We start from the raw sequence: 23,816 nt of genomic DNA on the forward strand, positions 1-23,816 counted from the left end.
CACATGCGTGCGCGTCAACTGGGCATCACCCTCGGCCACGGCACCCCGGGCCCGTTCAATGCCATCACCGATGTACCGGGAGTGCGGGTCGGCCACGGCACCCTGATCGACGAACAGCGTTCGGTGCCGGTCCGTACCGGGGTCACCGTCATCGAGCCTCGGGCGGGTGCGGCCCGGCTGCAGCCTTGTTTCGCCGGCTGCCATGTGCTCAACGGCAACGGCGATGCCACGGGGCTGGAGTGGATCCGCGAGGCTGGCCTGCTGACCACGCCGATCGCCATCACCAACACCCACAGCGTCGGCGTGGTGCGCGATGCGTTGATCGCCGCCGAGCGCGAGCGCCTGGCGGACGATGCGGTGTACTGGTGCATGCCGGTGGTGATGGAGACCTACGACGGCCTGCTCAACGACATCTGGGGCCAGCACGTGACGCCGGCGCAGGTTCGCCAGGCGCTGGACAGCGCGGTTTCAGGCGCGGTCGAGGAGGGGCCGGTGGGCGGCGGCACGGGGATGATCTGCCACGAGTTCAAGGGGGGTATCGGCACGGCTTCTCGCCGGCTGACGAGCGAGCAGGGGGGCTGGACCGTCGGCGCCCTGGTCCAGGCCAACCATGGCCAGCGGCGCGAGTTGCGGGTGGACGGTTATCCGGTCGGGCGGCAACTGGGTCACCTGCCATCGCCGTTCGCCGAACCTGCGTGCGGCACACCGGGCATGGGTTCGATCGTGGTGGTGATCGCCACTGACGCGCCGCTGTTGCCGCACCAGTGCCAGCGCCTGGCCCAGCGGGCGTCGATCGGCATCGCGCGGACCGGCGGCGGTACCGAGGACTCCAGTGGCGATATCTTCCTGGCGTTTTCCACCGGCAATCAGGACCTGCCGCCCGCGGACTATGCACGCAAGGGGCTTGGACAGTGCTCGCAAGTGCGCATGCTCAACAACGACGCTATCTCGGGGTTGTTCCTGGCGGCGGCGGAGGTGGTGGAGGAGGCGATCGTCAATGCCTTGCTGGCGGGACGCGAGATGGTGGGCAGGGGCGGGGTGGTGGTGCCGGCGCTGGATGGGGATACGCTGCTGACAGCGCTGCACGAGGCGGGGTGGAAACCGCGCAACTAACGCCAGGGCCATTGCCCAACTGCAAACCTGTGGCAGCGGCCTTGCCTCGCGCAAGGCCGCTGCCACTGGACTCCAGCGTCAACTCTTACGAGCGGGCACTTGCCAGCGCAGCGCTTGCGCTGCGCGAAACCCGCAGCGCCACCAGGCTGCCGACCACGATCAACCCGGCCAGCGCATACAGCGCCGCATCGGTCGAACCGGTCTGGTCCTTGATGAACCCCACCAGGTACGGGCTGAGGAAGCCCGCCATCTGCCCCACCGAGTTGATGATCGCCAGGCCCGCCACGGCAGCACCGGCGCTCAGCAATACGGTCGGCATCGGCCAGAACATCGGCAGGCCGGTCAGCGCGCCCATGGTGGCGATGGACAGGCCGAGGATGGCGATGGTCGGGCTGGCGGCGAAGTTCACCGCGATCAGCAGCCCCAGGGCGCCCATCAGCATCGGCACCACAAGATGCCAGCGGCGCTCGTTGCGCAGGTCCGCCGAGCGGCCGACGACGATCATGAACACCCCGGCAAGCAGGTACGGAATGGCGCTCAGCCAGCCGATCAGCAGCGGGCTGTCGAAGCCCATGCTCTTGATGATCGACGGCAGCCAGAAGTTGATGGCGTAGACCCCGCTCTGGATGCAGAAGTAGACGAAGCCGAAGGTCCAGATCAGCGGATTGGTCAACACCGAGACCAGGCTGTCGCCGCGGGTGGCCGGCTTGCCGGCGGCATCGGCCTTGAGATCGGTCTCGATCAGCCGGCGTTCGGCCGGGCTCAGCCAGGCGGCTGTCTGGTAGCCATCGCTGAGCAGCACCACGGCCAGCATACCGAGGACCACGGTGGGCAGCCCCTGGATCAGGAACATCCACTGCCAGCCGGCCAGGCCGTGCTGGCCGGCGGCGAAGTGATCGAGGATCCAGCCGGAGAACGGCCCGCCGAGCAGGCCGGACACCGGGATCGCCGACATGAACAGCGCCATGATGCGGCCCCGGCGATCCGCCGGGAACCAGCGCGAGAGGTACAGCACCACACCGGGGAAGAAGCCCGCCTCGGCGGCGCCGGTCAGCAGGCGCAGGGTGTAGAACTCGGTGGGGGTGGTGACGAACAGCAGGCAGGTAGACAGGCTGCCCCAGGCGATCATCATCAGCGCGATCCAGCGCCGCGGCCCGAAGCGGTTGAGCGCCAGGTTGCTGGGCAGGCCGCAGAGCACGTAGCCGATGAAGAAGATGCCGGCGCCGAGGCCGTACACGGTTTCGCTGAACTTCAGGGCGTCGAGCATCTGCAGCTTGGCGAAGCCGACGTTGACGCGGTCCAGGTAGTTGAACAGGTAGCAGATGAAAATGAACGGGATCAGCCGCAGGGTGATGCGCCGGTACAGCGCGTCACGGGTGATCTCGTTGCCTTGGTCAGGGGCGGGGCTGTGTGCCATGATCGGGTTCTCTGTTGTTATGGTTGTCACCGCGTCGCCTGTGCCGGCGCTCGCCTGGAAAAGTCTCGGGGAGTGTAGCGCGGCTGTCTTTGTGCTTTTGCACAGCGTCAGGGGCGGGGCGCTGTGCCACCGAACAAAGCCTAAGGATCCTTGCATGTTCGAGCTCGACCACGACCTCGCCCAGGACATCGTCGACCGGGCGATGGCCATCCTGCCCTGCAACGTCAACGTGATGGACAGCCAGGGGCTGATCCTCGGCAGTGGCGAGCCCGAACGCATCAATACCCGCCACGAAGGCGCCCAACTGGTGCTGGCCAACGGGCGCATCGTCGAACTGGATGGGGAGGCGGCCAAATGCCTCAAGGGTGTGCAGCCGGGCGTCAACCTGCCACTGCTGCTCGACGGTCGCCTGATCGGCGTGCTCGGGCTGACCGGCGACCCGCAGCAACTGCGCACCTACGGCGAGCTGGTGCGCATGACCGCCGAGATGCTCCTGGCCCAGCGGCACCTGCAGGTGGAACAGCAATGGCGCCGCCAGCGCTGCGACGACCTGCTGGCGCTGCTGCTCGGCGGCAGCGGCGAATCGCCGCGCCTGGTCGATGAAGCCCAGCAATTGGGCCTCAAGCCGAACCTGCCGCGTATTCCCTGTCTCTTCGAGCTGCGCAGCGGGCCGCCCGCCGAGGCCCTGTCGGCCTGGTTGATGAACCGTTACCCGGACAGCTGGTGCGTGAGCCCGGCGCGCCAGTCGTTGCTGTGGTGTCGGCCGATCGGCGGCGTGCTGGACGAAGCCCGGCTGCTCGAACGCCTGCGGCGTCATGGCTGGGAGGTCGAGCGCCTGGCGCTGGGCAGCCCGGCACAGAGCCTCGAGCAGCTGCGCCGCGGCTACCGGCGGGTGCGTGACTTGCAGGCGTATGGCCGTGAAGTGCTGCCGGCCGAACGCCTGCTGTCGCTGGCCCGCTACCGCCTGCCCGCGCTGCTCTGGCGGCATCGCAACGACGACGCATTGGACGAGTTGCTGGAGCCCCTGCAGCGCATTCGCGCCAAGGATGCCAGCGGCCAGCTGCTCGCCACCTTGCGCGCCTGGTGCGCGCATGACGGGCAGAGCCAGGCCTGCGCCGATGCCTTAGGTATCCATCGCAACAGCCTGCGATATCGGCTGGAGCGGATTGCCGAGGTGGGCGAGGTGGATCCGCTGCGCATGGAGGGGATGCTCAGCCTGTACCTGGGACTGCAGTTGCTGCCGGCGGATTGAGGTCTGGAGAGGCCCACCTTGAAGGCATCCGCCCAAACAACCCGCCCGCGCTTTTGTGCATCCGACCGAGGCTGCTGCGCCGCCCACCTGTCAGCATGCGCCCTGACAGGACAGGAGATTCCCCATGAAAGTCGTCATTGCCCCCGATTCGTTCAAGGACAGCCTCGATGCCGCCGCTGTCGCCCAGGCCATCGCCACCGGTCTGGCCGAAGTATGGCCGCAGGCCGAGCTGGTCGAGTGCCCCATGGCCGATGGCGGCGAGGGCACCATGGCGGCGATCGTCGCCGCCAGTCACGGCGAGTTGCGCCATCAGGTGGTGCGTGGCCCGCTGGGCGAGCGGGTGGAGGCGGGCTGGGGCTGGCTGGCGGACAGCCGCACGGCGGTGATCGAGATGGCCCAGGCCAGCGGCATCCAGCTGGTGCCCAGCGGCCAACGTGATGCTTGCCGCAGCAGCACCAGGGGCACCGGCGAGCTGATCGCCGCGGCGTTGGCGGCCGGGGCCTCGCGCATCGTCCTGGCTATCGGCGGCAGCGCCACCAACGACGGCGGCAGCGGCATGCTGCGGGCATTGGGGCTGCGCCTGCTGGATGCCGCGGGCCAGCCGCTGGCGGAGGGCGGCCTGGCCCTGGCGCGACTGGCCCGGATCGACGCCGCTGACCTGGACCCGCGCCTGGCCGAGGTGCAGGTGGAAGTCGCCGCCGATGTCGACAATCCGTTGTGCGGCAGCCATGGCGCTTCGGCGATCTTCGGTCCGCAGAAAGGCGCCAACCCCGAGCAGGTACAGGCGCTGGACCAGGCCCTGGGACATTTTGCCGACCACTGTGCCAGCCTGCTGGGCCGGGACGTGCGCGACGAGCCGGGCAGCGGCGCCGCTGGTGGCATGGGCTTCGCCGCCAAGGCCTTCATGGGCGCGAGGTTCCGCCCTGGGGTCGAGGTGGTGGCTGAACTGACCGGGCTGGATGCCTTGGTGCGGGGCGCGGATCTGGTGATCACCGGCGAAGGGCGTTTCGACGCCCAGACCCTGCGTGGCAAGACGCCGCTGGGCGTGGCGCGGGTGGCCAAGCGCCATGGCGTGCCGGTGGTGGTGCTGGCCGGGACCCTCGGCGCTGGCTACACCCAGCTGTACCAGCATGGGATCGATGCCGCCTTCGCCCTGGCCAGTGGACCGATGACCCTGGAGCAGGCCTGCGCCGAGGCACCAGCGTTGCTCGGCGCGCGGGCGGCGGATATCGCCCGGTTGTGGCAACTCGCCCGCACCTGTTGAGCCTCAGCGCGCGTCCATCAGCTGCTCCAGGCCTGCGTAGTCCTTGTGCGCCACCGGCACCAGCCCGGTGGCATGCTGCGAGGCCACGAACGCCGCCAACCCTTGCGGATCCGCGAGCATCGCCTTGCGCAAGCGCTGCTTGAGCGCCGGGCACAGGCTGGCACTGAACACGTACGGGTCGTAGTGGATGGGCGCCGAGCGCCATAGCACCTGGAGCCGGGCCGGATCGATGCCGTGGCTGGCCAGGTAGGCGTCGGCGCGCTCGCTGGCGACGAACGCCGCATCGACCCGTCCCTCGAGCAAGGCCGCCAGCGCCTTGTCATGGTTGCCGGCATAGACCAGCGCACGAAAATAGCGAGGCAGCGGCGTGCCGACCTGGGCGGCGAACTCGACGCTGGGCACCAGGCTGCCGGATGTGCTGGCCGGATCGCTCAGGGCGACCCGGGCACCACGCACGGCCTCCAGGCTGGCAGGGCCGTCGGCGCGGGTCAGCAGCAGCGCCTGGTAATGGTTGCCCGCGGGCGTATAGGTGCCGGCACTCAGGGTGAAGGTGGCGAAGGCCTCGATACGCCGGTCGCGGCGGTGGGCGAGGAGGTATGACGCCGGCCCCAGCCGGGCGATATCGGCGCCACCGGAGACGATGGCATCCACCACGCTCTCGTAGGAGGCGCTGACCACCAGTTCCACCGGCACCCCGGCGGCCTTGCCCAGGCGTTCGAGCAACGGCTGGTGCTCCCGGGTCATGGCTTCGACGTTCTCGATTGGAATCACCGCCAGGCGCAGGCTGTGCGGGGTGCAACCGGCCTGCGCCTGACTGGCCAGCAGCGGGGCCAGTGCCAGCAGGGCGATGCTTCTCAGTAGACCCATGCCTTTTCCTCGGCGCCGTTGAACGGGGGGTAGTCATGCAGTTGGCTGGGCGACAGTGGCCGGCTGAAGTGGTAGCCCTGGGCGATGTCGCAACCGGCGAGCTTCAGGCACACCACCTGCTCGCGGGTTTCGACACCTTCGGCGACCACCTCCAGGCCCAGGCGCTTGGCCAGGATGATGGTCGAGGACACGATCGGGCTGTCGTCATAGGCGTTGGACAGCGGGGCGATCAGGGCGCGGTCGATCTTGAGCTTGGACAGCGGCAGCGATTGCAGGTGGGCGAAGCCTGCATAGCCCCGCCCGAAATCGTCCAGGCTGATGCCCAGCCCGGCTCTGCGCAGGCGATGCAGGTGCTCCAGGGCGGTGCCTTCGGGGTCGAGCACGGTGGTCTCGGTGATCTCCAGTTCCAGGCGCTGCGCCGCGATGCCGTGGTAGTCGAGCTCGGCCAGCAGACGCTCGCTGAAGTCGGCCTGGCGCAATTGCAGGGCCGACACATTGACGGCCAGCCGCGCGCCGTGATCGCGCGCGTTCCAGCGGGCGAGCTCCTCGCAGGCCAGGCGCAGGACCTCCCAGCCCAGGTCGACGATGAAACCGCTGCGCTCGGCCACGCCGATGAAGCGGTCCGGGTAAAGCAGGCCGAACTGTGGATGATCCCAGCGCACCAAGGCTTCGTAGCCCAGCACCTGAAGGGTGTCGAGGCGGATCTGCGGCTGGTAGTGGAGGACGAACTGGCGCTCGGCCAGGGCGCTGCCAAACGCCTGTTCCAGGGTGAAGGCCTGGATATCGGTAAGGTTCAGCGACGGGTCGAAGAAGCGGTACTGGGCCCGGCCGGCCTGCTTGGCCGAGTACATGGCGGCGTCGGCGAAACGGATCAGCGCATCGATGTCCTGGCCGTCACGCGGGCAGATGCTCACGCCGACGCTGGGGCTGGTGTTGACCTCCTGGCCGTCCAGGGCATAGGTGGCGGACAGCTTCTCCACCAGGCCGCGGACCCAGCTGTCGATCTGCTCCTCGCTGCGCTCGCCGGCCAGCAGCACCACGAACTCGTCGCCGCCGAAGCGCGAGGCTTCGTCGCCCGGCTCGAGCAGGCGCTGGATGCGCCCGGCCACGGCTTGCAGCAGCAAGTCGCCGATCTTGTGGCCGAGCGAGTCGTTGATCGACTTGAAGCGATCCATGTCGATGAACAGGATCGCCAGCAGGCGGCGTTTGCCGCGTTGCTGGGTGAGGGCGCGGGCCGCCACTTCGACGAACTGGCGGCGGTTGTGCAAGCCACTGAGGTGGTCGGTGGCGGCGGCGTGGCTGCTGCGCCGGTGTTCGTCCTCGAGGCGGCCGATCAACTGCTGGTTGACCTGCTGGGCATACTCCAGCTCGCGAAACGCTTCCTGGCGCTTGTGCAACAGGCGCAGGCCCCAGGCCAGGCTGGCAAGGATCATCAGGGTCATGCTCAGGTTCAGCCAGAGCTGGCGGCTGGCGGTGAGCATGGCGGGGGCGAGGATTTCGTCATGGGCCTGGCTGACCACCACGCTGAAACCTCGATCGCTCACCCGTCGATACAGGCTCTGGTAGGGGCCGTCGAGGGTGTACTGGGTCAATTGCCCTGCTTCTTCGCCGCTGCCCGGCAGGCCGGGGACCAGGGTCGGCCCGGCCACCAGCACACCGCTGGTGTCGATGCGCAGGCGTTCCCGACCGTCGTCCTGAAGCAGGCGCACCAGCCCGGTGCGGCCCAGTTCGATGTGCTGGAACAGCACCGCCAGGTAGCCGATGTCCAGCTGCACCACGAGGATGTTGTCGATCTCGCGGCCGGGCAGGTCGGTCAGGGGCAGGAGGAACGGCAGGCGCCAGTTGGGCAGCGCGGCATTCGCGGTGTCGGCTTGGGCATGGGGCATGAAGGCCTTGAAGCCGAACCGTGAGACGTGACTCTTGAGCTGGTCGAGCCAGGCCTGCGGCAGCTGCGCGGGTTCGTCACCGTGGCTGGAGGAGAGCAGGCGGCCTTGATGGTCGTACAGGCTCATGCGCTTGAACACCGGGTCTTCGGCGAGAATCCGCGCCAGGTTCAGGTTGCCCTGGCGCAGGCTCTTCATGTCGTCCTGGGTGACCCGACCCACGGCCTGGGCGCGGTCCACCAGCTGGCGCAGGTTCTCGGCGACGATGCTGGCCAGGTTCAGGTGCTCGGCGGCCTTGGCGGCCAGGGCGTCCTGTCGGGAGGCGGTCTTCTGGCTGATGTGCGAGCCCCAGAGGAAGGTGAGGGTGACGGCGCACAGCATCAGCAGCAGCAGGGGCAAGAGGCCTGCGGAGGAGAGAGAACGGCGGATCACGGCTGGTTTTCCCCGGCCCTGGGTGATCGGGGAAAAATACGACAGATAGATGACAGCGTGATGACTGGTGGCTTTTTGCCTTTAGTGGGTGTTCACAGCTTTGTGCGCATTCAACTTGTCAGTAACCGCCCAACAACCCACTTCAAAATCGCTGCACAGACAAACATCAAAACCAACGCCCAGGCCCCAACCCCCGCGACAAGTTGTCTGCTTGACTTACCAAACCGCAGCGCAATCCTTAACTTGACTTAAAGGTCAGATTTTGTGATCGTGCGCGCCCTCCGTGTATCTCAGCACCAGAACAAAGCATGGGCAGCGCCTGACTGCCCAGAGGATCAACCATGTCCAACCGTGATATTTCCCGGCGTTCATTCCTGCAAGGCGGGCTGATCGCCGGTGTCGGCGTGACCCTGGCGCCGCTCGGCAGCCAGGCGTTCGCCGCCCTGATGGAAAACAAGGTCACCACTTCGCCGCAGAAGTGGATGAACCACGACGGCAAGGCGCGTTTCCGTAACGACGCGTTGTCCAAGGTCTGTGGCAACAAGGTGTTCGCTCGCGACATCCGCGCCAAGGACATGCCCGGCTGGCCGCAGCAGCAAGGCCACGCGATGCTGCTCAAGGCCACCAAGGCCGACCGCATCTATGCCGGCTACGACCTGTCGCTGCTGGGCGCCAAATTGCAGCCTGATCGCATCGTCACCGCCGACGACCTGAAGAAGGACGGCATTGCCTGGCCCGAGGCCCACTCGCCGGACCCACTGCTGCCGCCAGGCCAGGTGCCGATGTTCATCGGCCACCCGGTGGCGATCCTGATCTGGAACGACTTCGAGCGTTTCCGCAAGGCCAAGCTCAAGCTGCAGTTCAACGACCAGGCGATCCGCTACGGCGCCCCGGCGCCGCTGTATCAGCGCGACCCCTACGGCAGCTTCCGTTTCGTGCGCGTGGGCGGCAAGACGCCGTTCGACGAGGACGAATACTCGAGCCTGAAGAACACCATGCTGTTCCCCACCATCCTCGCCCGCAAACCGGTGTGGACCGCCGAGCCCAAGCAGCACGGCAATCTCACCGAGCAGGGCATGTTCTACGCCCAGCGCATCGACGAGCAGCTCAAGCAGCCGCCCGAGGACTGGCTGCTGTTCGACGAACGCTACAAGACCCCGTCCATCGAGCCGGCGGCGCTGGAGCCGGACAACGGCAACGGCTGGTACGACCCGGCCACCGGCACCCTGCATTTCGTCGTGGCCACCCAGTGCCCGTTCGAAGTCGCGCAGGAATGCGTGCACATGATCAAGCCGTCGCGTTTCGGCCTGAAGCACCTGAACATGCACCCGGGCTACACCGTCGGCTACGGCTCCAAGGACAACAACATCTTCGTGTTCTACGCCGCCGTTGCCGCCCTGTACGGCGCCGGTGTGCCGATCCGCCTGGCCAACGACCGCTACGAGCAGTTCCAGAGCGGTATCAAGCGCCACCCGTTCGACATCCGCTACCAGCTGGCAGTGGACAAGAAGGACATGAGCTTCCAGATCTTCCGCGCCGACATGACCGTCGATGGTGGCGGGCGCATCAACTACAGCCCCTCGGTGGCGGCCGTGGGCGCCACCGCGGCGCAATCGATCTACTACATGCCGCAGAACGACCTGTCGGTGACCGCCTACCATTCGCGTGGCGTCGAGGCCGGCTCCATGCGCGGCTATGGCACCCTGCAGAGCATGGCCGCCACCGAGATGATGGTCGACGAGATCGCCGACCGCCTGGGGGTGGATGCCATCGAGCTGCGGCGCAAGAACGCGCTCAAGTCCGGCATGAAGAACACCCAGGGCGCGGTGCCCGCCGGGGCCCTGCGCCTTCACGAGATCCTCGACAAGGCCGCCGAGCACGAATGGTGGAAGCACCGCCATGCGCGCAAGCAGGCCGAGGACGCCAAGGATCACGACAACTGGTACGGCGTGGGCTTCGCCATCACCCAGAAGGACTTCGGCACCGGCTCCGAAGCGCCGATGGCGGCGGTGGAGTTCACGGCTGACGGGCGCATCACCCTGCGCCATATCGGCACTGAGCTGGGCACCGGCATGTCCACCTCCCAGGCCCTGGTGGTCAGCGACTTCCTCGGCCGCGTCGCCGACGAGGTCAAGACCGCGCAGACCGAATGGCCCGAGCTGCAACTGAGCACCAGCGGCAACCCGTACCTGATCAGCCAGGCCGAACAGGACGCCGCACTGCGTAACCCGCGTTGGGTCGGCAAGCTGGCTTCGCCGTCGTCGGCGACCAACTCGGCGTTCTACTTCAGCCATGCCACCCGCGAAGCGGCACGCGTGCTGTTCAACCACGGCCTGTGGCCGGCGGCCATGGCCCTGTGGAGCCAGGGCCCGTTCGGCGGCCAGGCCAACCCGCTGGTGGTGCGCCGCGAGAACGCGGTGTGGGTCAACGGCGAGCTGACCGGCAACGGCCTGGCGCCGATCCCCTTCGCCACGCTGGCCAGGAAGGCCCACGAGATGGGCCTGGTCACCGGCGTCAGCGTGCACGGTTTCAACCGCTGGAGCTGGGCCGAGGCTGACTTCGTCATCGATGGCGTGCGCGAGCGCCTGCCGCTCGATGCCGTTGCGGTCAAGTACGGCGACGGCGCGGTGAACGCGAAGAAGGCGCAGATGAACAGCGCCGGCTTCCACCTGCTGGACCGGCAGAACGCCGAGTACCCGGCCACCCAGCTGAACAACGCCATGGTCACCTACTACAGCCCGGTGGCGACCATCGTCGAGGTCAAGGTCAACAAGGGCAGTGGCGAGGTTCACGTGCTCAACCACCACAGCTGGGTCGAGTGCGGCCGGGTGTTGGTGCCCGAACTGGTCAAGGGCCAGCTCGAAGGCGGTATCGCCATGGGCATCGGCCACGCCTTGCTGGAAGAAATGCCGCTGTACGAGGGTGGTCCGGGCGAGGGCGACTGGAACTTCAACCGTTACCGCCTGCCGATGGCCCGGCACGTGGCGGTGTGGAAGCAGACCTCGGAGATCCTGCCGCCGCTGTCGCCCACAGACCCGTCCAAGGGCATCGCCGAAGTGGTGATGATCCCGGTGGTCGGCGCCATCGGCAACGCCGTGGCCCACGCCATCGGCAAGCGCGTGCGCGACCTGCCCATCACCCCCGCCCGAGTCAAGGAGGCCCTCAATGGCTGACCGCAAGTTGCAACTGACCCTCAACGGTCAATCTGTCGTCACCGAAGTGGTCCCCGATGACCTGGCGATGATCGACTACCTGCACGAATACCAGAACCTCACAGGCTCCCGCCTGGGCTGCGGCCAGGGCATCTGCCATGCCTGCGTGGTGATCGTCGACAACCCCGACGGCACCAGCGAGGAAGTGCGCACCTGCATCACCGGCGCGCACTACTTCGAGGGCAAGAAGGTGCGGACCATCGAAGGCCACGCCAAGCTGGACGAAGCCGGCAACCCCGGCGAGCTGAACCCGATCCAGCAGAAATTCGTCGACCGCTTCGCCTTCCAGTGCAGCTACTGCGCGCCGGGCTTCGTCAACGCCGCCACGGTGCTGGTGGAAAAGGCCCAGCGCAAGGCGCTGAAGAAAAGCGAGCTCGAGGATGCCATCGAGGCCAGCCTCGGCCACCACGTGTGCCGCTGCACCGGTTACGTACGCTACTACGAGGCTACCCGCGAAGTGCTGGGCGACCTCGGCCTGGTCAAGGAGGGTTGAGCATGACGCGTGTTCTCAACGGTCTGGCCCTGGCCATTGGCGCCGTGCTGGCGTTCAGTGCCCAGGCCGATGACCAGGCACTGGTCAAGCGCGGCGAGTACCTCGCCCGCGCCGCCGACTGCATGGCCTGCCACACCGCCGAAGGTGGCGCGCCCTATGCCGGCGGCCTGCCGATCCATTCGCCGTTCGGCACCATCTACGGCACCAACATCACCCCGGACAAGCAGTACGGCATCGGCAACTACAGCAGCGACGAGTTCTTCGCCGCCCTCACCGAAGGCAAGCGCAAGGACGGTGCCAACCTGTACCCGGCCATGCCCTACACCTCGTACCACCTGGTCAAGCGCGAGGACTCCGATGCGATCCACGCCTACCTGATGACCGTGGCGCCGATCAACCGCCCGGCGCCGGAAACCAGCCTGAGCTTCCCGTTCAACGTGCGCACCGGCCTGATGGGCTGGAACATGCTGTACGGCAAGAGCGTGCAGCTGGAGGAAGGCAAGGGCAACAGCGAAGCCTGGAAGCGCGGGCAGTACATGGTCGAAGTGCTCGGCCACTGCGGCGAGTGCCACACCCCGCGCAACCCCATCGGCGCGCTGCAGCAGGACAAGCGCCTGACCGGCGGCCTGCTGCTCGGCTACCTGGCGCCGAGCCTGCTGGCCCAGGACCTGGCCGACCGTGGCTGGACCCACGCCGACCTGGCGACTTTCCTCAAGCACGGCATCAGCGCCCAGGGCAGCATGTTCAACGAGATGTACCCCGTGGTGCACCACAGCACCCAGCATCTGGAGGACAGCGACCTGTCGGCGATGGCCACCTACCTGCTGGGCGACCAGCCACCGGCGGCGAAGATCGTCCAGACCGTGGCCCACGAGACCCTCGGCGCAAGCGCCAAGCGTGGCCGTCAGCAGTACCTCAACGTCTGCGCCGGCTGCCATGGCGGCGAGGGCGAGGGCAAGCCGCATATCGCCGTGGCCATGGCGGGCAACACCGTTCTGCGCCAGGCCGACTCGCGCAACCTGGTCAAGGCGATCGTCGACGGCATCCGCGAACAGCAGTTCACCGGCTTCGAGCGCATGCAGCCGATGCCAGGGTTCGCCGACAAGCTCGACGATCAGCAGCTGACCGACATGGTCAACTACCTGCGCGAGACCTGGGGCGGCCTGCCGGGCGACCTGACCACCGAGCAGCTGGCGCAGCTGAAGGCGGACTGAGCCGTGCAGCATCTGGACCTGCAAGTGGTGCGACAGGCGGCGCAATGGTCGCGCGATGGCCTGCGTGTCTGGCTGTGCACCGTGCTCTGCACCTATGGCTCGGCGCCTCGCGCGCCGGGCTCGCTGCTGGCGGTCAACGACCAGGGGCACTGGGTCGGCTCGCTGTCCGGTGGTTGCGTCGAGGAGGATTTCCTCGAACGCGTCGGCGCGGGCGAGTTCAGCGATGCGGTGGCCGTGGTGCGCTATGGCGATGGCAGCGACAGCCGGTCGAACATCCGTCTGCCCTGTGGCGGCATCCTCGATGTGCTGGTGGAGAACCTGCCGGGCGACTGCGCCACCCAGGCGCACCTGGGCGAGCTGGAGGCGGCGCTGCTGGGCCGTCGTCGGCTGCTGCGCGAAGTCGACCTGCGCACGGGCGAGCGCCGGGTGCGGGACGACCAGCATCAGGGGCCACGGGTGGAGCAGGGCAGCGACAGCGTGCGCCTGCGCGTCGGCGCCGCCCAGCGCCTGCTGCTGGCGGGCTACTCCAGCGTCGCGCACTTCTGCGCCGAGTTCGGCAAGGGCCTCGGCTTCGAGGTGGTGCTGTGCGATCCCCGTGACGAGGTGATGGACAACGTGGTGCTCGACGGGATAGAAATCCGCCGTGAACTGCCTTCGCGGTTCATCGCCAACGGCGGCTGCCACCGTGACACCGCGGTGGTGGCGCTCACCCACGACCCGAAGATCGACGACCTGGCCATGCTCGAAGCGGTACACACCGAAGCTTTCTACATAGGCGTGATGGGCTCGCGAGCCACCTCGGAAAAGCGCCGTGAACGCCTGCGCCGCATCGGCGGGCTCGGCGACGCCGAGATGGCGCGCATCCATGCGCCCATCGGCCTCAACCTGGGCAGCAAGACCCCGGCGGAAATCGCCCTGGCGGTGCTGGCCGACATCCTCCGGACCCGCAGCGGCATCGCCCGCGAGGCCTTGTGAGCGTCGTCGCGCTGGTGCTGGCGGCGGGCCAGGGTTCGCGTTTCGGTGCGGACAAGCGGCGGGCATTGCTGGGCGATGGCCGCAGCCTGCTGCAGCACAGCGTCGAGCGTGCCCTGGCGGTGTTCGGCGAGGTGCGCGTGGTGCTGCGTGACGGCGAACGGGCCGAGGACCTGCGGCTGCCCGGTGGCTGTCGCATTGTCGCCAGCCCCGATGCTCGGCTGGGCATGGGCCATAGCCTGGCGGCCGGTGTCGCTTCGCTGGCCGACAGCGAGGCGCTGGCGGTGGCCATCGTGCTGGGCGACATGCCCTGGATCGAGCCGGGGACGCTGCGCCAACTGGTTGCGACGGCCAGGGCTTCGGCCATCGTGGTGCCACGCCACCAGGGGCAGAACGGGCATCCTGTGCTGTTCGGCCGCGACTTCTGGCCCGAACTGACGGCGCTGGCCGGCGACGAAGGTGCGCGCTCGCTGCTGCAACGGCATCGCGAGCGGATGGTGGTGCTCGAAGTGAGCGACCCAGGTGTGTTGCGGGACGTCGATACGCCCGGTGCACTCGACTAGACTCCCCGGGGCCGCTTTGCCGCCCATTTGCGGGTAAACCCGCGAAGCGGTCGTGCAGGGCGCCACTGACGACCCGTGTTGAGGGAAAACCCTCATTGCCGCTCATCCAGTGGCCTCCTAGCATGGACCCGGTCAACTACCCCAGGCACAGGAGAGCGACCATGAACACTTCCACCGATGACAAGCGACCCACCCCCGACCCGGCCGAAGACAACGCCTTCTTTCCCTCGCCGTATTCCCTCAGCCAGTTCACCTCGCGCAAGTCCGACCTCAGCGGCGCCGACTATCCAGACGCCTACCAGGGCGGGCGCTGGAAAGTCCTGATGATCGGCGCCGACGAGCGCTACCTGCTCACCGACAACGGCACGATGTTCTCCACCGGCAACCACCCGGTGGAAACCCTGTTGCCCATGTATCACCTGGACAAGGCCGGTTTCGGTTTCGACGTGGCGACCCTGTCGGGCAACCCGGTCAAGTTCGAGTACTGGGCCATGCCAGGCGAGGATGCCGAGGTGCTCGGCCTGTTCGAGCGCTACCGAAAGGCGTTCAAGCAGCCACGCAAACTCGCGGATGTGCTTGAACAGGCCCTGGGCAAGGACTCCGACTACATTGGCGTGTTCATCCCCGGTGGCCATGGTGCCTTGATCGGCCTGCCGGAAAGCGAGGAGGTCGCAAAGGTACTGAAATGGGCGGCGGACAACGACAAGTTCGTCATCACCCTCTGCCATGGCCCGGCGGCGCTGCTGGCCGGTGGCAGGCTCTACGATGGCTACAAGATCTGCGCGTTTCCTGATGAGCTGGACGCCAAGACCCCGGACATCGGCTACATGCCCGGCCACCTGACCTGGAAGTTCGGTGAGCGCCTGCAGGCCCAGGGCGTGCAGATCATCAACGACGGGATCTCCGGTGCCGTCCACCAGGACCGCAAGCTGCTCACCGGCGACAGTCCGCTGGCCGGCAATGCGCTGGGCAAGCTGGCCGCGGCGGCGCTGCTCAAGGCGACCAACGCAGGGTGAGCGGCCTAGCGTTCGACAAAGTGGTGCAGGCGATCCAGCAGATCGAGCAGGCCAGCACCCTCGCGGTGATCCAGACGGCGGTGCGCCATGTCGCGCTGCCGCTGGGCTACGACCGTTTCGTGCTGTTCAGCGCCAGCGCCGCGCGGGATGAAGTGGTCGAACGCATCCATTGGGTGGAGGGAGACTGGTTCGGTGACGGCCAGTTGGTCGATGCGCAGACCTACGTACGTCATTGCCCGGTGACTCGTCACCTGCTGGCGGCACGCGCGCCATTCTTCTGGAGCAAGCAGGTGGTCGACGGCGGCGAACGTTATCGGGTGGTGCGTCAGCCGAGCGGGCCAGGCATCCATGGCCTGCAGGTGCCGGTGTTCGGCCCGGCCGGTCTGGAAGGCGCCATGAGCCTGGGTGGCTTGCGTATCGATGCCACGCCTGCCACGCGTCTTTCCTTGGCCTTGCTGGTCAATGCCGCCTTCATCAACGCGCGTCGCTTGCTGGAAGCGCCTGTCGAGCAGGGCGCAGGGTCGCTGTCGGCACGCGAGCGCCAGGTGCTCGCCTGGACCGCCGCCGGGCAACGCCAGGCCGACATCGCCGCCACTCTGGGGCTGTCGGTACGCACGGTGGAAAACCACCTGCGCGCGGCCCGGCGTCGCCTGGGCGTGACCACCACCGCCCAGGCGATTCGCATCGCCCTGGGCAGTGGTGCGCTGGACTGAACCGCTCAGGCCGGATGCGCCACGCTCAGCACCACCTTGCCGATATGCCGGCCAGACTCCATCAAGGCATGGGCCTGGCTGGCCGCCGCCAGCGGGAAGGTGGCGTGGATCAGCGGCTTGACCGCGCCATTGCGCACATAAGGCCAGGCCTTGGCCTGCAGTTCGCCGAGAATCGCCGCCTTGTCGTCGGCACTGCGCGCGCGCAGCGTCGAGCCGATATGGGTCAGGCGCTTGGTCAGCAGCGGGAACAGGTCGACCTCGGTGGCCGGGCCCTTGACCACGCCGATCTGCACGATGCGTCCGTCCATGGCGGCGGCCTTGAAGTTTCGCGCCACGTAGTCGCCGGCGATGATGTCGACGATCACATCGACGCCCTTGCCCTCGGTGTGCAGCATCACCTGTTCGACGAAATCCTCGCGGGTATAGTCGATGGCGACGTCGGCGCCCAGCTCCAGGCTGGCGGCCTGTTGGCCGGCGCCCTTGACCGTGGTGAAGATCTTCGCCGCGCCGAAGGCCCGGGCCAGTTGCGTGGCGGTGGTGCCGATGCCGGACGCGCCGCCGTGGATCAACACGCTTTCGCCGGCCTTGAAAGCACCGCGCTGGAACAGGTTGACCCAGACGGTCATGAAGGTCTCCGGCAAGGCCGCGCCCTCGATCATCGACAGGTTTTCGGGCAGGTGCGCGGTAGTGCGTTCGTCGGCCACGGCGTATTCGGCGTAGCCGCCGCCGGCGACCAGGGCGATGACCGCATCGCCCACGGCAAAGCCTTGGACCTGTTCACCGAGGGCCACGACCTTGCCGGCGATTTCCAGCCCCGGAATGTCCGGCGCGCCGATAGGCGGGTCGTACAGCCCTTTGCGTTGCAGCAGGTCCGGGCCGTTGACGCCGGCCGCGTGGACCTGGATCAGCAGCTCCCGTGGGCCTGGTCGTGGCGTGGCGTGGGTGGCGGGTTGCAGGACCTCGGGTTCACCTGGCCGGGTGATGTCGATGGCAGTCATGTGAGTGGGAATGTGACGCATGCGGACCTCTGTCATTCACAGGAAGGGCCGTTTCGGCCCGTTGCGTCACAGGGTATGAAACAAGCGCGGCACGGTCGCGCGGCGATTTTGCGCCGCCCCTTTGCAGATTTTCTTCAGGTGCGCCGTGGTTGCGTTGCCACGGATCCGATGAAGGCGTTTTCTGGCCGATGGAGGACACCGATTGAACTGGGATGACGCACGCATGCTGCTGGCCTTGAGCCGTGAACAGACCCTGCGCCGCGCCGCGCGGGTGCTGCGGGTCGACCAGGCCACCGTGGGCCGGCGAGTGGCGGCGCTGGAGGCGGACCTGGGCTCGACCCTGTTCCTGCGCACGCCGGCGGGCTACCAGCTGACGGCGATCGGCGAGGTGGCGGTGGAAATGGCGCGCAAGATGGAGCAGGCGGCGCTGGAACTGGCCCGCCGTACCCGCGGTACGGACAACGAGCAGGCTGGCGAAGTGCGCATCGCCACCACCGATTCCCTGGCCCTGGAGTTCGTCATTCCGGCGCTGCGCCAACTGCACGATGAACACCCCGAAGTGCGCGTGGTACTCAGTGGCAGCTCGGAGATCGTCAACCTGTCCCAACGGGAAACCGACATCGCCATCCGCAACCAGCGTCCGGACAGCCCCGACCTGGTGCTGCGCAAGCTGGCCAGTTGGCAGATGGGCCTGTTCGCCTCGGCGGACTACCTGCGGCGCCGGGGCGAGCCGCAGGAGGGCAGTTTCGCCGGCCACGACCTGGTGGTGTACGAGCCCTACTGGCGCGACCGCGCCGAGCCGACCCTGGTGGACGTGCCCATGGGCGAGGGCAGGGTGGTGCTGGCGGCCAATGCCAGCATGATGCTGCGCCGGGGCATCGCCGAAGGGCTGGGCCTGGGCGAGATCCCCGTGGAGCTGGGGCAGCGTGACGGTTTGCAGCGGGTCTGGCCGCGGCGCGTGCGCAGCCAGCCCTACGAAGTGTGGATGGTCACCCACCAGGACTTGCGTCATACGGCGCGGGTGCGTGCGGTGATCGAGCAGCTGGTGCGGGCGTTTGCCGGGAGCAGTGCTCAGTGATAGCCGTCGCCCACCTTCACCTTGCCGCGGAACACGTAGTAGCTCCACGCGGTGTACACCAGGATGAACGGCAGGATGAACAGCGCGCCGATCAGGGCGAACAGCTGGCTGGCCACCGGGGAGGCCGCCTGCCAGATGGAAATCGACGGCGGGATGATGTTCGGCCAGATGCTGATGCCCAGGCCGCTGTAACCCAGGAAGATGACCAGCAAGGTCAGCAGGAACGGTGACGCGGTGGCCCGGTGCGCCAGGGTGGTCAGGGTGCTGATGAAGCAGAACAGCAGCAACAGCGGCACCGGCAGGAAATAGAACAGGTTGGGCAGGCTGAACCAGCGCTGGGCGATTTCCGGGTGGGCCAGCGGCGTCCACACGCTGATCACGGCGATGGCGCCCAGCAGGCCCCAGATGAAGTAGGACGAGTAGCGGTACATCTCTTCCTGCAGGCGGCCTTCGGTCTTCATGATCAGCCAGGTGCTGCCCAGTTGCGCGTAGGCCAGCAGCAGGGCGAAGCCGCAGAACAGTGGGAACGGTCGCAACCAGTCGAGCGGGCCGCCGGCGTACATGTTGTTCGCCACCGGTATGCCATCGAGGAACGCCCCCAGGGCGACCCCCTGGGTGAAGGTGGCGACGATCGAACCACCGATGAAGGCCTTGTCCCACCAGTGGCGGTTGCGTTCGCTGGCCTTGAAGCGGAACTCGAAGGCCACGCCGCGAAAGATCAGGCCCAGCAGCATGAGTATCAGCGGCAGGTACAGGGCGCTGAGGATCACCGAGTAGGCCAGCGGGAAGGCGCCGAACAGCCCCGCGCCGCCCAGCACCAGCCAGGTCTCGTTGCCGTCCCAGACCGGCGCCACGGTGTTCATCATCACATCGCGTTCTTCCTTGTCCTTGATCGCCAGGAAGAGAATGCCGATCCCCAGGTCGAAGCCGTCCATGATGACGTACATCATGACGCCAAAGATGATGATCAATGCCCAGATCAGCGTGATATCGACGCCCATGGCAATCGCTCCTCAGGTTGCAAACGCTTCGACGCGGTCAATGATCGTCCGCCGCCGACATCGGACGCGCGGGGGTTTTCGACTGGCCAGCGCCGCCTTCGACCGGGTGCTCCCCTTCGTGGGGCTGTGGGCCTTTGTGCACCAGCTTGAGCATGTAGGCGATGCCGGTGCCGAACAGCACGAAATACACCAGCACGAACGCCACCAGGCTGATGCTCATCTGTGCGGTGGTCAGCGGCGACACCGCATGCTCGGTGCGCATCAACCCGTACACCACCCAGGGCTGGCGGCCCATCTCGGTGGTCATCCAGCCGGCCAGCAGGGCGATCAGCCCCGAGGGGCCCATGCACAGCATGAACCTCAGGAACAGCGGCGAGCTGTGCAGCCGGTCGCCGCGGCGCAGCCACAGGCTCCAGAACCCGGCGAGGATCATCAGCAGGCCCATGCACACCATCAGCCGGAAGGTCCAGAAGATCACCGTCGAATTGGGTCGGTCCTGCGGCGGGAAGGATTTCAGCGCCGGGATCTGGCGATCGAGGCTATGGGTCAGGATCAGGCTGCCCAAGTAGGGCACCTCGAGGGCGAAGTGGGTCTTCTCGGCTTCCATGTCTGGCCAGCCGGCGAGGATCAGCGGCGATGGCTCGCCGGGGATGTTCTCCCAGTGGCCTTCGATGGCGGCGATCTTCGCCGGCTGGTGCTCCAGGGTGTTCAGACCGTGGGCGTCGCCGACCACGGCCTGGATCGGCGCCACCACCAGCGCCATCCAGCAGGCCATCGACAGCATCGTGCGCGCCGCCTCGGTGTGCTTGCCGCGCAGCAGGTGCCAGGCGCCCGAGGCACCGACGAAGAACGCGGTGGCGAGGAAGGCGGCAATCGCCATGTGCGCCAGGCGGAAGGGGAACGACGGGTTGAAGATGATCGCCAGCCAGTCCACCGGTACCGCGCGGCCATCGATGATTGCGTGCCCCTGAGGGGTATGCATCCAGCTGTTGGAGGAGAGGATCCAGAAGGTCGAAATCAGCGTGCCGATAGCCACCATGGCGGTGGCGAACAAGTGCAGGCCGCGCCCAACGCGATCCCAGCCGAACAGCATGACACCGAGAAAACCGGCCTCGAGAAAGAAGGCGGTGAGTACTTCATAAGTCAGTAACGGGCCGGTAATGCCGCCGGCAAAATAGGAGAACTGCGACCAGTTGGTGCCGAACTGATAGGCCATGACCAGGCCGGAAACCACGCCCATGCCGAAGTTCAAGGCGAAGACCTTTACCCAGAACGCGTAAAGATCGCGATACACCCCCCGGCCGGTTTTTAGCCATAACGCTTCCAATACCGTCAGGTAACTGGCGAGACCAATGGTTATTGCCGGGAATATGATATGCACGGCGACCGTGAAGGCGAACTGCAGGCGAGCAAGATCAAGGGCTGTAGTACTTATTGTGTCCATGCTTTGTCTGCCTCGCGTAATGGGGCAACTTCGCCGATGGTGCGAATGAGAAGCAACAAGTGGAAGTGCGCCTGCCACGTATTGCCTTGACATGCAGAACGTTGTCGCTAGATTCTAGATCACGATTGGCCAGGGCAATCAAAGATTATCCGCAGATAAATCCTTGGGCTGTGGATCCAACTTCCACGGTATTCAGAGTTGGGCAGGCAATAGGCTATTGAATAGCCAGAACTCACAACTTCCCGACCAGCGGCCCGCTAGAGCAGCGGCTTATTACGCCACCAACGATATATATCCAATTCCTATATTTCGTGTGAGGAGCGACCATGGCGACTCGACGCAAGGTACCCGGTGTACGCAACTACGATGGCCCCGCAGGTGGCTGGGGCGCGCTGAAGGCGACCGCCACGGCGGTGCGCGAGCAGATGGACACGCTGCAGGCGCCTATCACGCTGATGCGCACCAACCAGCCCGATGGTTTCGACTGTCCAGGTTGCGCCTGGCCCGACAAGGAACACCGATCAACCTTCCAGTTCTGCGAGAACGGCGCCAAGGCCGTCACCTGGGAGGCGACCAACAAGCGCGTGCCACCTGAGTTCTTCGCCAACCACCCGGTGGCCACGCTGCTGCATCGCACCGATTACGAGCTCGAAGACCTTGGCCGGCTGACCCACCCGATGGTCTATGACCACGCCAGCGGCACCTACAAGCCGGTCGAGTGGGAACAGGCCTTCGCCCGCATCGGTGAAATCCTCCGCGCCCTGGAACCGAATCAGGTCGAGTTCTACACCTCCGGTCGCGCCTCCAACGAGGCGGCCTACCTGTACCAGCTGTTCGCCCGGGCGCTGGGCACCAACAACTTCCCCGACTGTTCCAACATGTGCCACGAGCCCACCAGCGTCGGCCTGCCACGCTCCATCGGCATGGGCAAGGGGTCGGTGTCGCTGGACGACTTCGATGCGTGCGAGCTGGTGATCTCCATCGGGCACAACCCCGGCACCAACCACCCGCGGATGATGGGCACGCTGCATGAGATCTCACGGCGCAAGGTGCCGATCATGGTCCTCAACCCGCTGCGCGAGCGGGCGCTGGAGCGCTTCGCCGACCCGCAGGACATGATCGAGATGGCCACCTACGGCTCGACCCGCATCGCCTCGACCTACCTGCAAGTCAAGGCCGGAGGTGACGCGGCGGCGATCAAGGGGGTCATGAAATCGCTGCTGGAAATGGAGGACTCGATCGGCCAGGTTCTTGACTTCGAGTTCATCGCCCAGCACACCAACGGCTTCGAGGCGCTCAAGGCCGACCTGGTGGCTACCGCGTGGCCCGACATCGAACACGCCAGCGGCCTGACCCAGGCCGAAATGGAGAAGGTCGCGGCGGCCTACGCCAAGTCCAATGCCACCATCGTCACCTACGGCATGGGCATCACCCAGCACAACGAGGGCACCGCCAACGTCCGGCTGATCTGCGACCTGCTGATGCTGCGTGGCAACCTTGGCAAACCCGGCGCCGGCATCTGCCCGCTGCGCGGCCATTCCAACGTGCAGGGCAACCGCACGGTGGGGATCACCGAGAAGCCCTCTGCCGAATTCCTGAAAAAGATCGAGCAGGTACTGGGCTTCAAGCCACCGACCGAGCACGGGCACGACTCGGTGCAGGCCATGCAGGCGATGATCGCCGGCACCTCGAAGGCGCTGATCTGCCTGGGCGGCAATTTCGCCGTGGCGCTGCCCGACCCCGGCCAGTGCTTCCCCGCCATGGGCAAGCTGGAGCTGAGCGTGCATATCGGCACCAAGCTCAACCGCACCCACTTGCTGGTAGGCAAGCAGACCTACCTGTTCCCGTGCCTGGGGCGCACCGAACTGGATGTGCAGGAAGGCGCGCGGCAATCGATCACCGTCGAGGACTCCATGTCGATGGTGCATGCCTCGGCGGGCAAGCTGACCCCGGCGTCGGAGTTCCTGCGCTCGGAACCGGCGATCGTCGCCGGCATGGCCAACGCGACCTTGCCGGACAGCCCCGTGCCCTGGCTGGAGCTGGCCGCCGACTACGACAAGATTCGCGATCTGATCGAGAAGACCATACCGGGCTTCGAGGACTACAACGCGCGCATCCGGGTGCCAGGTGGCTTCCGCATGCCGTTGCCGGCCACCGAGCGCATCTGGATGACGCCCTCGGGCAAGGCCGAATTCTTCGTGTTCCCGGGGCTGCACGAGGACAAGGAAGTCGAGGGCGACGATGTCCTGCGCCTGATCACCCTGCGCAGCCATGACCAGTACAACACCACCATCTACGCGCTGGACGATCGCTACCGGGGCGTGTTCGGTCGGCGCGACGTGCTGTTCATGAATCCGGCCGACCTGCAGGCGCGTGGCCTGGCCCATGGCGACCTGGTGGACATCGAGACCGTGACCCATGGCCGCAAGATACGCTACGAGCGGATCACCGCCATCGAGTACAAAATCTCCCCCGGCTCGGTCGGCGCCTATTACCCGGAGGCCAACCAGCTGGTGCCGCTGGACTACATCGATGTGGACAGCGGCACGCCGTCGTACAAGTCGGTGCCGGTGCGGGTCATGCGTTCCGAGCTCAACTGAACGACCTGTCAAGGCAGGCAGGGCCGCTTTGCGGCCCTTCACGGGGCTGCGTGTTTGCTCGCACCGGCGCAGTCCCTGTGGCTGGGGCTTGTCCGCGAAGCGGCGCCATCTCAGCGGTCATTCGTCGGTTGGGCGTTGCGATGACGGAACGGGATCCAGGGTTCGCGGCTAAGGTGAACTGTTGCCACGGCAATGCAGCCTCCCGCACGCATTGCCTACCTGCGCATCGCGTTTCTGCGCGCCTGGCGTGCAAGCCGGGTGAAGGCAAGGAGCCTCCCGTCAGT

General features: G+C 66.7%; 18 protein-coding genes. 12 read left to right on the forward strand and 6 right to left on the reverse strand.

Annotation, left to right across the window (positions count from 1 at the left end):
• The first annotated feature begins 3 nt into the window (after positions 1-3).
• The gene (locus N7422_RS07390; RefSeq protein WP_279805911.1) at positions 4-1,113 is read left to right on the forward strand and encodes a P1 family peptidase; all 1,110 of its coding nucleotides are present in this window, start codon (positions 4-6) and stop codon (positions 1,111-1,113) included.
• A gap of 85 nt (positions 1,114-1,198) precedes the next feature.
• Here the strand turns inward: N7422_RS07390 and N7422_RS07395 are convergent, their stop codons facing one another.
• The gene (locus N7422_RS07395; RefSeq protein ID WP_279805912.1) at positions 1,199-2,530 is read right to left on the reverse strand and encodes an MFS transporter; all 1,332 of its coding nucleotides are present in this window, start codon (positions 2,528-2,530) and stop codon (positions 1,199-1,201) included.
• A 154-nt stretch (positions 2,531-2,684) separates the two neighbouring features.
• Between N7422_RS07395 and N7422_RS07400 the strand changes: the two genes are divergently transcribed.
• Both N7422_RS07400 and N7422_RS07405 read left to right on the forward strand, forming a co-directional pair.
• Positions 2,685-3,782 carry a sugar diacid recognition domain-containing protein gene (locus tag N7422_RS07400; protein ID WP_279805913.1) on the forward strand — a complete coding sequence of 366 codons (1,098 nt, stop codon included), beginning with the start codon at positions 2,685-2,687 and terminating at the stop codon, positions 3,780-3,782.
• Between the two features lie 124 nt (positions 3,783-3,906).
• Positions 3,907-5,046: a glycerate kinase gene (locus N7422_RS07405; protein WP_279805914.1), complete on the forward strand. Its 1,140-nt coding sequence runs from the start codon at positions 3,907-3,909 to the stop codon at positions 5,044-5,046.
• Between the two features lie 3 nt (positions 5,047-5,049).
• Here the strand turns inward: N7422_RS07405 and N7422_RS07410 are convergent, their stop codons facing one another.
• Together N7422_RS07410 and N7422_RS07415 are read right to left on the reverse strand one after the other, a co-directional pair.
• Entirely contained in the window at positions 5,050-5,913 is an 864-nt protein-coding gene (locus N7422_RS07410) for a phosphate/phosphite/phosphonate ABC transporter substrate-binding protein (RefSeq protein WP_279805915.1), read from the reverse strand.
• Positions 5,901-8,228, reverse strand: a complete 2,328-nt coding sequence (locus tag N7422_RS07415) for an EAL domain-containing protein (RefSeq protein ID WP_279805916.1) — start codon at positions 8,226-8,228, stop codon at positions 5,901-5,903. The genes N7422_RS07410 and N7422_RS07415 overlap by 13 nt, the downstream gene beginning before the upstream one ends.
• 341 nt (positions 8,229-8,569) lie before the next feature.
• On the opposite strand from N7422_RS07415, the gene N7422_RS07420 reads away from it, so the two are divergent.
• From N7422_RS07420 to N7422_RS07450, 7 genes are all read left to right on the forward strand, one after another.
• The gene (locus N7422_RS07420; RefSeq protein ID WP_279805917.1) at positions 8,570-11,401 is read left to right on the forward strand and encodes a xanthine dehydrogenase family protein molybdopterin-binding subunit; all 2,832 of its coding nucleotides are present in this window, start codon (positions 8,570-8,572) and stop codon (positions 11,399-11,401) included.
• Positions 11,394-11,933 carry a 2Fe-2S iron-sulfur cluster-binding protein gene (locus N7422_RS07425; protein ID WP_279805918.1) on the forward strand — a complete coding sequence of 180 codons (540 nt, stop codon included), beginning with the start codon at positions 11,394-11,396 and terminating at the stop codon, positions 11,931-11,933. The genes N7422_RS07420 and N7422_RS07425 overlap by 8 nt, the downstream gene beginning before the upstream one ends.
• 2 nt (positions 11,934-11,935) lie before the next feature.
• Positions 11,936-13,147, forward strand: coding sequence for a cytochrome c (locus tag N7422_RS07430; RefSeq protein ID WP_279805919.1), 1,212 nt, complete (start codon positions 11,936-11,938; stop codon positions 13,145-13,147).
• A 3-nt stretch (positions 13,148-13,150) separates the two neighbouring features.
• The gene (locus N7422_RS07435) at positions 13,151-14,122 is read left to right on the forward strand and encodes an XdhC family protein (protein WP_279805920.1); all 972 of its coding nucleotides are present in this window, start codon (positions 13,151-13,153) and stop codon (positions 14,120-14,122) included.
• Positions 14,119-14,682 (forward strand): nucleotidyltransferase family protein, encoded by a 564-nt coding sequence (locus tag N7422_RS07440; protein ID WP_279805921.1) that lies wholly within the window; start codon positions 14,119-14,121, stop codon positions 14,680-14,682. Before N7422_RS07435 ends, N7422_RS07440 begins: the two co-directional genes overlap by 4 nt.
• Positions 14,683-14,843: 161 nt before the next feature.
• A complete protein-coding gene (gene hchA, locus N7422_RS07445; RefSeq protein WP_279805922.1) occupies positions 14,844-15,698 on the forward strand; it encodes a glyoxalase III HchA in 855 nt (284 codons plus the stop codon).
• Positions 15,695-16,411 carry a PA1136 family autoinducer-binding transcriptional regulator gene (locus N7422_RS07450; RefSeq protein WP_279805923.1) on the forward strand — a complete coding sequence of 239 codons (717 nt, stop codon included), beginning with the start codon at positions 15,695-15,697 and terminating at the stop codon, positions 16,409-16,411. The genes hchA and N7422_RS07450 overlap by 4 nt, the downstream gene beginning before the upstream one ends.
• A gap of 5 nt (positions 16,412-16,416) precedes the next feature.
• Here N7422_RS07450 and N7422_RS07455 read toward each other — a convergent pair whose 3' ends face one another.
• Positions 16,417-17,409: an NAD(P)H-quinone oxidoreductase gene (locus tag N7422_RS07455; RefSeq protein WP_279806069.1), complete on the reverse strand. Its 993-nt coding sequence runs from the start codon at positions 17,407-17,409 to the stop codon at positions 16,417-16,419.
• 202 nt (positions 17,410-17,611) lie between these two features.
• Between N7422_RS07455 and N7422_RS07460 the strand changes: the two genes are divergently transcribed.
• Positions 17,612-18,487 carry a LysR family transcriptional regulator gene (locus N7422_RS07460; RefSeq protein ID WP_279805924.1) on the forward strand — a complete coding sequence of 292 codons (876 nt, stop codon included), beginning with the start codon at positions 17,612-17,614 and terminating at the stop codon, positions 18,485-18,487.
• Here N7422_RS07460 and cydB read toward each other — a convergent pair.
• Entirely contained in the window at positions 18,481-19,488 is a 1,008-nt protein-coding gene (gene cydB / locus N7422_RS07465) for a cytochrome d ubiquinol oxidase subunit II (protein ID WP_279805925.1), read from the reverse strand. The two genes, N7422_RS07460 and cydB, sit on opposite strands and share 7 nt — an antisense overlap.
• 37 nt (positions 19,489-19,525) lie before the next feature.
• Positions 19,526-20,932 carry a cytochrome ubiquinol oxidase subunit I gene (locus N7422_RS07470; protein ID WP_279805926.1) on the reverse strand — a complete coding sequence of 469 codons (1,407 nt, stop codon included), beginning with the start codon at positions 20,930-20,932 and terminating at the stop codon, positions 19,526-19,528.
• A gap of 326 nt (positions 20,933-21,258) precedes the next feature.
• Between N7422_RS07470 and N7422_RS07475 the strand changes: the two genes are divergently transcribed.
• The gene (locus N7422_RS07475) at positions 21,259-23,532 is read left to right on the forward strand and encodes an FdhF/YdeP family oxidoreductase (RefSeq protein WP_279805928.1); all 2,274 of its coding nucleotides are present in this window, start codon (positions 21,259-21,261) and stop codon (positions 23,530-23,532) included.
• Positions 23,533-23,816: the final 284 nt, after the last annotated feature.

This window comes from Pseudomonas sp. GD04091, assembly GCF_029836165.1.
In the GTDB taxonomy this organism is placed as follows: Bacteria; Pseudomonadota; Gammaproteobacteria; order Pseudomonadales; family Pseudomonadaceae; genus Aquipseudomonas.

Bases quoted from the DNA above. Each gene is read 5' to 3' on its own strand.
- N7422_RS07390 (WP_279805911.1), top strand. From the start codon at position 4: ATGCGTGCGCGTCAACTGGGCATCACCCTCGGCCACGGCACCCCGGGC.
- N7422_RS07395 (WP_279805912.1), bottom strand. From the start codon at position 2,530: ATGGCACACAGCCCCGCCCCTGACCAAGGCAACGAGATCACCCGTGAC.
- N7422_RS07400 (WP_279805913.1), top strand. From the start codon at position 2,685: ATGTTCGAGCTCGACCACGACCTCGCCCAGGACATCGTCGACCGGGCG.
- N7422_RS07405 (WP_279805914.1), top strand. From the start codon at position 3,907: ATGAAAGTCGTCATTGCCCCCGATTCGTTCAAGGACAGCCTCGATGCC.
- N7422_RS07410 (WP_279805915.1), bottom strand. From the start codon at position 5,913: ATGGGTCTACTGAGAAGCATCGCCCTGCTGGCACTGGCCCCGCTGCTG.
- N7422_RS07420 (WP_279805917.1), top strand. From the start codon at position 8,570: ATGTCCAACCGTGATATTTCCCGGCGTTCATTCCTGCAAGGCGGGCTG.
- N7422_RS07425 (WP_279805918.1), top strand. From the start codon at position 11,394: ATGGCTGACCGCAAGTTGCAACTGACCCTCAACGGTCAATCTGTCGTC.
- N7422_RS07430 (WP_279805919.1), top strand. From the start codon at position 11,936: ATGACGCGTGTTCTCAACGGTCTGGCCCTGGCCATTGGCGCCGTGCTG.
- hchA (WP_279805922.1), top strand. From the start codon at position 14,844: ATGAACACTTCCACCGATGACAAGCGACCCACCCCCGACCCGGCCGAA.
- N7422_RS07455 (WP_279806069.1), bottom strand. From the start codon at position 17,409: ATGACTGCCATCGACATCACCCGGCCAGGTGAACCCGAGGTCCTGCAA.
- cydB (WP_279805925.1), bottom strand. From the start codon at position 19,488: ATGGGCGTCGATATCACGCTGATCTGGGCATTGATCATCATCTTTGGC.
- N7422_RS07470 (WP_279805926.1), bottom strand. From the start codon at position 20,932: ATGGACACAATAAGTACTACAGCCCTTGATCTTGCTCGCCTGCAGTTC.
- N7422_RS07475 (WP_279805928.1), top strand. From the start codon at position 21,259: ATGGCGACTCGACGCAAGGTACCCGGTGTACGCAACTACGATGGCCCC.